8 protein-coding genes are annotated in these 7576 nt (G+C 60.7%); 1 reads left to right on the top strand and 7 read right to left on the bottom strand.

The genetic code is table 11. From position 1 onward, the window contains the following. Window positions 1-165: 165 nt before the first annotated feature. Together AB7I51_RS17175 and AB7I51_RS17170 are read right to left on the bottom strand one after the other, a co-directional pair. Complete coding sequence (locus tag AB7I51_RS17175) at window positions 166-714, bottom strand: SRPBCC family protein (RefSeq protein WP_428405481.1); 549 nt, start codon at window positions 712-714, stop codon at window positions 166-168. A gap of 289 nt (window positions 715-1003) precedes the next feature. Next, complete coding sequence (locus AB7I51_RS17170; protein WP_428405480.1) at window positions 1004-2206, bottom strand: pyridoxal phosphate-dependent aminotransferase; 1203 nt, start codon at window positions 2204-2206, stop codon at window positions 1004-1006. Between the two features lie 485 nt (window positions 2207-2691). Here AB7I51_RS17170 and AB7I51_RS17165 point away from each other — a divergent pair, with 485 nt between their 5' ends. Beyond that, window positions 2692-2925, top strand: coding sequence for a hypothetical protein (locus tag AB7I51_RS17165; RefSeq protein WP_428405479.1), 234 nt, complete (start codon window positions 2692-2694; stop codon window positions 2923-2925). Window positions 2926-3078: 153 nt separating this feature from the next. Here the strand turns inward: AB7I51_RS17165 and AB7I51_RS17160 are convergent, their stop codons facing one another. The 5 genes from AB7I51_RS17160 to AB7I51_RS17140 all read right to left on the bottom strand — a co-directional run. Next, window positions 3079-3660 carry a copper chaperone PCu(A)C gene (locus tag AB7I51_RS17160; protein WP_428405478.1) on the bottom strand — a complete coding sequence of 194 codons (582 nt, stop codon included), beginning with the start codon at window positions 3658-3660 and terminating at the stop codon, window positions 3079-3081. 152 nt (window positions 3661-3812) lie between these two features. Further along, window positions 3813-5738, bottom strand: coding sequence for a c-type cytochrome (locus AB7I51_RS17155; protein WP_428405477.1), 1926 nt, complete (start codon window positions 5736-5738; stop codon window positions 3813-3815). 100 nt (window positions 5739-5838) lie between these two features. Further along, the gene (locus AB7I51_RS17150) at window positions 5839-6255 is read right to left on the bottom strand and encodes a copper resistance CopC family protein (protein WP_428405476.1); all 417 of its coding nucleotides are present in this window, start codon (window positions 6253-6255) and stop codon (window positions 5839-5841) included. 65 nt (window positions 6256-6320) lie between these two features. Continuing rightward, on the bottom strand, window positions 6321-6932 hold the full coding sequence (locus AB7I51_RS17145; RefSeq protein WP_428405475.1) for a hypothetical protein: 612 nt from the start codon (window positions 6930-6932) through the stop codon (window positions 6321-6323). Window positions 6933-7377: 445 nt separating this feature from the next. Beyond that, a partial coding sequence (locus AB7I51_RS17140) for a methane monooxygenase/ammonia monooxygenase subunit B (RefSeq protein ID WP_428405474.1) occupies window positions 7378-7576 on the bottom strand: 199 nt, incomplete at its 5' end.

Below are 7576 nucleotides of genomic sequence, written 5' to 3'. Positions count from 1 at the left end.
GAGAATGACGACGCGCCATCGGTCGGCCCCTCCGATTCAGCCGACCGCCTATGAATCACGCAAAACCAATCTTGGGAAACTGGAGGGTTATGTGAGGATCAATACCTCAATTGATGACAGGCCCTAGGTGACGAGCCGCGTTTTTTATTGCGCGGGAGCAGCGGGTCAACCTGCGGCGATCCTCGGCTGCGACTCGACGACCCGCTTGAGGTCGGCGAGGCCCTTTTCGAATTGTCCGCCGACCGCTTTCTCAATGTTGTAGAATTTATAAATCGCCTTGCCGATGAATTCGTGGCGGCCGAACATCGCCCAGGTGACCTCCGTCCGATCTTCGCCCATCGGCTTGAGATCGAATTGCACGTCATGCGTGGCCTTGAACGGCTTCTCGAAGTCGAGCTTGATGCGAACGCGTTCGCCCTGACGGCTCTCGACGATCTGCATGCGGCCGACGCCGACCTGCTTGTTCCCCGACCACGAATAGGTCGCGCCATAGCCCTGCGGCGTCCCTCCGTATTCGTCCTTCATATTGGGATCGAGCTTGGCCCAGGGCGACCAGTCGCGCCAATTGTGAAAGTCGTAGATGTGCCGGAAGACGGTCTCCGCCGGCGCGTCGATCGTCGTCGAGCGCGCGACGCGGAAACTATCCGGCAGGAGGGAGATATAGGCGACCAGCGCGCTGAGCAGAGCGAGGAAAAGGAGAGCGAAAATCGTCATAGCTGGTCTCCCGTTAGAGCGCGCTGCGAAAAAGTGGGAACCGGTTTTTCGCGTAAAGCGCGCGCTCTAAATCATTAGAAGCGATCACGATATCTGCGTTCAGGCGAGACCGCCTGAATGCAGCGTGATCTAGAATGCGCCGCCTGCCCGCCGACGAGCCGGCGACCCGTTTCCGCGCTCCCTGACGCAAGACGTCGCCCTCCTGGCGAAACGCTCGCGCACGGCCGCCGCCTGACGCGCCAGGCGCCAGTTTAGAGCGGCCTGCGCGATGCGCAACGCGTTGTCAGGTTTAAACGAGGCTTCCGCAGAATGTCTGGATTTTCCGGCAGGCGTCTTCGAGCACGGCGTTCGACGCGGCGTATGACACCCGGAAATTGGGGCCGACGCCAAAAGCTGAGCCCTGCACCACGGCGACTCCCTGTGTGTCCAAAAGTTCGGTCACGAAATCCTCGTCGGTTTCGATGACCTTCCCGTCAGGCGTCTTGCGGCCGATGGCGTCGGCGCAGGAGGGAAACACATAGAACGCGCCTTCCGGCGTCGGGCATTTGAGATATTTGGCCTGGTTGAGCATCGACACCACGAGGTCGCGGCGTTCCTGGAAGGCCTGGCGGAAGACGGCCAGATGGTCTTGCGGCCCTTCGAGCGCCTCGACTGCGGCCCACTGCGCAATCGAACAGGCGCCCGAGGTCTGCTGCCCCTGAAGCAGGTCCATGGCCTTGATCAGGGCGCTCGGACCGGCGGCGTAGCCGATGCGCCAGCCGGTCATGGCGTAGGCCTTGGAGACGCCGTTCATGGTCAGCGTGCGCTCGATCAGCGCCGGCTCGACCTGGGCCGGCGTGACGAATTTGAAGTCGCCATAGACCAAATGCTCGTAGATATCGTCGGTGAGAACATGCACCTGCGGATGGCGCAGGAGAACGTCTGTGACTTTCTTCATTTCGTCGAAAGCATAGGCCGCGCCGGAAGGGTTCGACGGGGAGTTGAGCACCAGCCATTTGGTCTGAGGCGTGATGGCGCGTTCGAGCGCCTCGGGCTGGAGCTTGAAGCCGTCCTCCATCCGGGTCTCGACGAAGACCGTCGTCCCGCCGCAGATCGCCACCATCTCGGGATAGCTCACCCAATAGGGCGCCGGAACGATTACTTCGTCGCCCGGGTTGAGCGTCGCGAGAAAGGCGTTGAACAGAATATGCTTGCCGCCAGTGGCGACGATCGTATCCGAGGCCTTGTAGTCCAGGCCGTTCTCCCGCTTGAATTTTTTGGCGACAGCCTCGCGCAGCGCGGGAATGCCGAGCACCGGCGGATAGCGCGTCTCGCCGCGATCGATCGCTGCTTTTGCCGCGACGCATATATGCGCGGGCGTATCGAAGTCTGGCTCGCCGACGGAGAGGCTGATCACCTCCCGCCCCTGGGCGCGCAAGTCGCGCGCTTTCTGCGTGACGGCGATCGTCGCCGAGGGCTTCACGCGCGAGAGGGCGTGGGCGAGAAGAGTCATGGGGTTGGGCTTCCTGCGGAGGGAGAGTGCGCCGCACCATAATTTGCGCGCCCAAGAGCCGCAATGAGATTTACGAAGGTGGGAGGTTTACGAGGCTCGCCGCTTCGGGTCGATCGGCGAAAACTTTCGAGACTTTCGCGCGGCTTGAGCGATGGCGCGCGCCAGACGGCTTGCTTCGCCATCCGGCTGTCATGCTTAACCAGCAAGCTGGGTTTCAGTTTTTTGTATGGAAAAACAATGGATTCAGCGTAGCGTCGCCGAATCGGCCTCGAAGAGTTGATTCAACTTGATCAAATCAATATTGCCGAATGTTAACCTGATTTCACGGTTTGCTTAAAAATTTATAAAATTTCTGAAAAGTCATGCAACTTTTTTACCCCATCCTCGTTTCTGTCTTGAGAACGCAGCGACGCGAGTTAATCGCGCGCGCGCCTTGGGGAGAGGCGCAAGCGTTACAAAGGGCGAATGCGAGAGGATCAGGGACAATGTCGCTCGTTGATAAATTTGAAGATCAGATGGAGCCGGCCTTCACACGCAGCTTCGACAGGGAGTCGGCGCGCCGCCAGTTCCGAGTTTCACTCCTTCTTGTTGCCGCGATGGCGACTGCCGCGTTCGTCCTCGGCTTCGCCCTGCCCATCAGCTCGCCTGCACAGAAGGCAACGCCCATGGCGACCGACAGCGGCGTCTTCGCCGGGCGGCTGGTGACGATCGACCGTTAATCGGTTCCGGGATTTCGCAGCAAACCTAAGAAAGCGCGCGTTGAATGACGCGCGCAATCTTTTTTCGCGATCCAGGCCAAAAAACCGGCCGCCTTTCGAGCGGCCGGTTTTTGCGTTTGCGCGACGTTGACCACCGGTTTCAAGCGCCAGCGATCACTTCTTATCCATGTGATGCTCGTGATGTTCTTCGTGCGCCGCGCCTTCCTTGGGGCCGGCGGAATCCTGGCCATGCGCCTTCTGCCAGCGCTCCATGGCTTCCGCATCATGGGCGTGCGCCGCATCCGGCGCATCGATCGCCGCATCGATTTCCACTTCGCCAGCCTTTTCGAAGACGAGCGTCATCTCCAGGCCCCAGCCCACCTCAAGATGCTTCTTGATGTCGAGGAGCGCGACATAAGCGCCGCCGGGCGCGAGCGTGAGCTTCGACTTGGGCGGCAGAACGATCGGCGTGATCAGGTCGAGCTTCTTGGCGTCGCCATGGATCTCGGCCTTGCCGAACTTTTCCGATTTGACGGCGATCAGCTTGTCCGGCGTCGCGCCATTGTTGTGCAGCATCGCATAGAACTGCGCCTTGTTGTCGCCGTCGACCGGCGCGCGGAGCCAGGGATGCTCCACTTTCAGATTGCCAACGTCATATTCATGCGCCGAGGCTGTTCCGCGTGAGGCGAAGAGCCCGAGCGCCGTCCCCGTCAAGAGAGTCCCTCCGGTCAGCAAAAAATCACGCCGCTTTAACATCTGGCTTCTCCCTTTCTGCGCCGGACTGTTCTCCGCCGGCCTTGCTGCATCATGACGAACGACGCATCCCTCCAAAACTGTCGCGCGAAACTCGCGCTTGCGACAATGTGGCGCGCCGGAGCGCGCTGCGAAAAGCCCAAAGGCAGGGCGACCTAATGCGAATGCAAACTGATCTCGACGTAGGGTTCACGGGCGAATTCGGCGACAAGCCCAGCCAATTTCTGGGGGGTGCCGTCGTCAGAGGCGAAAGTGCGGAAGCGCGCCCGAATATAGCCCGAACGGTCGACGACAAAATGCGCCTCTTCAATCTCCTCTGACGGCACCACATTAGGGTAGCGATTGATCACCGAATAGGCGATCTCGACCGCCTTGGGATGAACGGGCTCCCGGCCTTTCGCCTCCTGCGGACAGGACGCATCATAGATCGTCACATGGTTCGCGCCCGCGGCTTTCGCGGCCTCATGCGCGATCTTCACGCTTTCGGCGCGCTCCTTTGGATCGCCGTTCGGCGACCCACAGCGCGCGAAGGAGATCAATGTCGGGACGCCGCGCAGCCTGTAGAGCGACGTCACGTCCTCCTGCGGATCGATGAGCGCGAAGTCGGGCGCGATCAGCCATTGAATCATCGGCTGAACGCTCATGAAGCGCGCGCGGTTCGAATAGGAGATCATCAGAAGGAAGTTGATCACGTCCCACCGATCGTCGACGTCGAGCTGATCGCCAAAACCCGGCATGACACCGCTTTGCCCGCCATGAGTCAGCCAGTGGAAAATGTCCCCGATCGTATGCGTGCCGACGTGGGGAGCCGTCAGATCGGCGGGCTGCACGGGGAGCCCTTTCGCGTTTTTGAGATCCTTGGCGAGCGGACCATTGCCTTCGCCCTGATCGCCGTGGCAGGCGATACAGTTTTCCTTGAAATGCTCGAGTCCGCGCGTGACCGATTCCGCCGTGTAGTCCTGCGTCGGATCGTCGTAAGTATCGGTATAGGCCTCAGTCGCAAAGGACACTGCGAGCGAGATCAACGCCGCGGCGGAGACAGCCGGCGTCGCATAAAGACGATACTCGCGCGTTCTCGGCGTCCACCAAACCAGCGCGGCGATTATTGCAAGAACGACGCCCCCAATGCCCCACCACCAGATGGTGCTGAACATCGCCGGGTTTTGTCCCCACGTCGCATCGTAGGACAGCCGAAACGGCAGCGGCCAATAGAGACTGGTCTCATGCGCGGCCGGCGTAATGACCGCGATGTAGCCCGCGATCGACAGCAGTAACAGCGCGAAGACCGATTCCCCTGCCCCGACCTTGCCGTACCAGGCCACATTGAATTCGCCTTCAGGCCGTCGCGTGATGTAACGCGCGAGCGCCAGCGCCGCGAGCAAAACGCCGCACAGACATAGTAGCTTCAGCGTCAACATCCGGCCGTAGGTCGTCGCCAGCATATTGGGAATGCTGCCGACGTTCTCCCAGGCGATCGCAAATCCGGAGACGGCGACGATCGCCATGGCGATTTTAGCGATCAAGGACCAACGTTCCGCGAGCTGCGCCGCGACCTCCGGCGGCTTCCCGCGCGCCGTGAACATCCACCACACGAGCCCAAGCAATCCGCCAAGCCAGGTGAGGCCGGCGGCGGTGTGGAGAAGGAAGCTCGCCTGCGTCCAGCGCGGCAATCCGTCATCGACCGCATGGCCGGTCACCGAAACGACGGCGACGAGAACGACGCCGACCCACAGCGTCACCCGATCGAGCATTTCTGAAGCGATGAAGAGCCGCGCCGCCGTGAGACCTGTAAAGAGAAACGCGATCAGTTGCGTCGCAATCCAAGCGTTCCCGACAGTGGTGCTGACGGCAAATTCCGACAATGTGCCGAAGTCAATCGGACGATCGGCGGGAAAGATCGAGAGCGCAGTGACATAAAGCAGCGCAAAGCCGAAGAGGGCGCGCATCAACGCCAGCGCCGCCACGGCCGGCTTGAAACGCGCGCCGTCCTCGTCGATGAGGCGCGGCAGGAGCAGAAGTCCGACCGCAAGCGCGGACGGCAAGCTCAGGAGGAAGCGGATGGCCGCTAGAGAGAGATACATTTTTCTATCGCCCGAAGTCCTGTGGCGTTCATCTCCTTAGCTCGCGCCAGGATGCGAAAACGAGCGGCGCGTTGCGCGCCGGCCATTCGCGCGGATGAGCCTATTTCGCGTCGACCGTGAACTCATAGTTCCCTTCGACGATGTGGCCGTCGCTGGAGAGCACACGGTAGCGGACGATATATTTGCCGGGCGCGAGGTCCGGCGAATTCGCCGTCAATTCCCGCGGCTTGCCGGGAACGCCAGTATTGCCTTCGCCAAGAATTTTTCCGTCAGGCGTCTCGATGGTGATCTTCGAATATGGCGGCTCGACTCCGCCGCCGAACCTCAATTTGATCGTTTTCGGCGACGCCGCCACATGCTCCTTCGACGAAGGCGTCGCATCGACCAGGAAGGAATGCGCGAAGGCCGACGTCGCTCCCGCAATCAACAGAACGACGGCCAAAGCGCCGACGACAGCGAAGTTGAAGCCCGCCCGACGGCGTGCGCCCATTGGCGAAGTCTTGACAGCGTTGGTCATGGCGCCTCCCTGGAGGCATGCGCCTCCTCTTTCGTTTTTTGAGATGTTGCTGCGCTTCGCTGCGTTCAAGACGCGGCGACGCCGGCGGCGTCCTTCTTCTTTGAGGAAGGATGGGTATGTTTCCAATAAACGAAAACGATGCCGGCGATGAGCACTGCGCCGGCGATCTGCGGCACCCAGGCCCAAAGGGTCTCGCCGACCATGAATTTGAACTCCGAGGTCTCCTGCTTGCCGTCCGGGCGCGTCAGGGTGACGAGGCCGATGTAATGGCCGTTGTTCTTGAAGTCGTGCTGTAGGTTGAAGGTGCCCTTGCTGTATTTCGTCGCAGGACGATAGACCTCGGTCAGCGCCTCGAGGTCGGTATCCTTCGTGATCGGCGTCAGCGGGTCGCGAATGATCCGCAGTTCGAGCGGCATGTCGCGGAAGGCCGGATTTTCGATATCGAACACGAGAATGGTCGGGCCGGCAGTCGGGATTTCAGCGCAATATTCGCTGCGCGATTTGCCAGGCTGATAGGCCGTGATGTGGATCATATCATAGCCGAACATGACCATGCACATATTGCCCATCGTCATCGCTTCGGGGCCGGCGCCGCCTTCCGCCGATAACGGGCCCGACCACGCCAGCGAGAACAGCGCCCCGAGAACTGCGGCTGCGAGGCTACGCCATTTCTTCATTTCCATCCCTCTATCGATTGTGATTTCAGAGCCGTCGCTGATCATGGCGACCTTCGTGAACTCTGTCTCCTCTATAGCGGATTTTAGGCTCGCGGCTCCATTTTTGTCATCGCATTCGCATCGCGCGGACGCCGAACGCTGATCATCCACTTTTGACAAATGCCACAAAATGACGCGAGCGAAATCAGCGGCAAAATTTGCGTCGAAAAGACGCACCACTGCTTTCGCGCGAACCATCGCGCCACGACATCTTTTTTGGTCGGTCCGTTGCGCGCGCCATCGGCAGGAGCCTGACGCCATGCCGAAGATCATCGAGCGCCGACGCGCGGAAAGACCCTGCCGCTGCTCCGCCCTTCGCTCACTGCGCATAGCCGCCCTGCGCTGTTCAATAAAAAACCCCCGGCTTTATCGGCCGGGGGCTTTTCGTTTGATCCGTGCTTATCGCTTAGGGCATGTCGCCGGCGACGAACTTCGGAATCACCGGACCGCCGATTTCAGCCGCGAAGCGGCGTCCCGTCGGCGAGAAGAACAGCAGCAGGCCGCCGATCTGGCTGTCGGTGTCGTAAGCCAGGTCAGACAGACGCTCGATGTCCCAGCGCGCGTCCTGGACCTTCACCGCGATTTCCTTGGTCTCGCCCGGCGCG

This window comes from Methylocystis sp., from assembly GCF_050246715.1.
Lineage (GTDB): Bacteria > Pseudomonadota > Alphaproteobacteria > Rhizobiales > Beijerinckiaceae > Methylocystis.
This window is presented reverse-complemented; position numbering and strand designations above follow the sequence as displayed.

Excerpts from the sequence above, each read along its gene's own strand:
- AB7I51_RS17145 (WP_428405475.1), bottom strand. The coding sequence starts at position 6,932 with ATGAAGAAATGGCGTAGCCTCGCAGCCGCAGTTCTCGGGGCGCTGTTC.
- AB7I51_RS17150 (WP_428405476.1), bottom strand. The coding sequence starts at position 6,255 with ATGACCAACGCTGTCAAGACTTCGCCAATGGGCGCACGCCGTCGGGCG.
- AB7I51_RS17170 (WP_428405480.1), bottom strand. The coding sequence starts at position 2,206 with ATGACTCTTCTCGCCCACGCCCTCTCGCGCGTGAAGCCCTCGGCGACG.
- AB7I51_RS17175 (WP_428405481.1), bottom strand. The coding sequence starts at position 714 with ATGACGATTTTCGCTCTCCTTTTCCTCGCTCTGCTCAGCGCGCTGGTC.
- AB7I51_RS17160 (WP_428405478.1), bottom strand. The coding sequence starts at position 3,660 with ATGTTAAAGCGGCGTGATTTTTTGCTGACCGGAGGGACTCTCTTGACG.
- AB7I51_RS17165 (WP_428405479.1), top strand. The coding sequence starts at position 2,692 with ATGTCGCTCGTTGATAAATTTGAAGATCAGATGGAGCCGGCCTTCACA.
- AB7I51_RS17155 (WP_428405477.1), bottom strand. The coding sequence starts at position 5,738 with ATGTATCTCTCTCTAGCGGCCATCCGCTTCCTCCTGAGCTTGCCGTCC.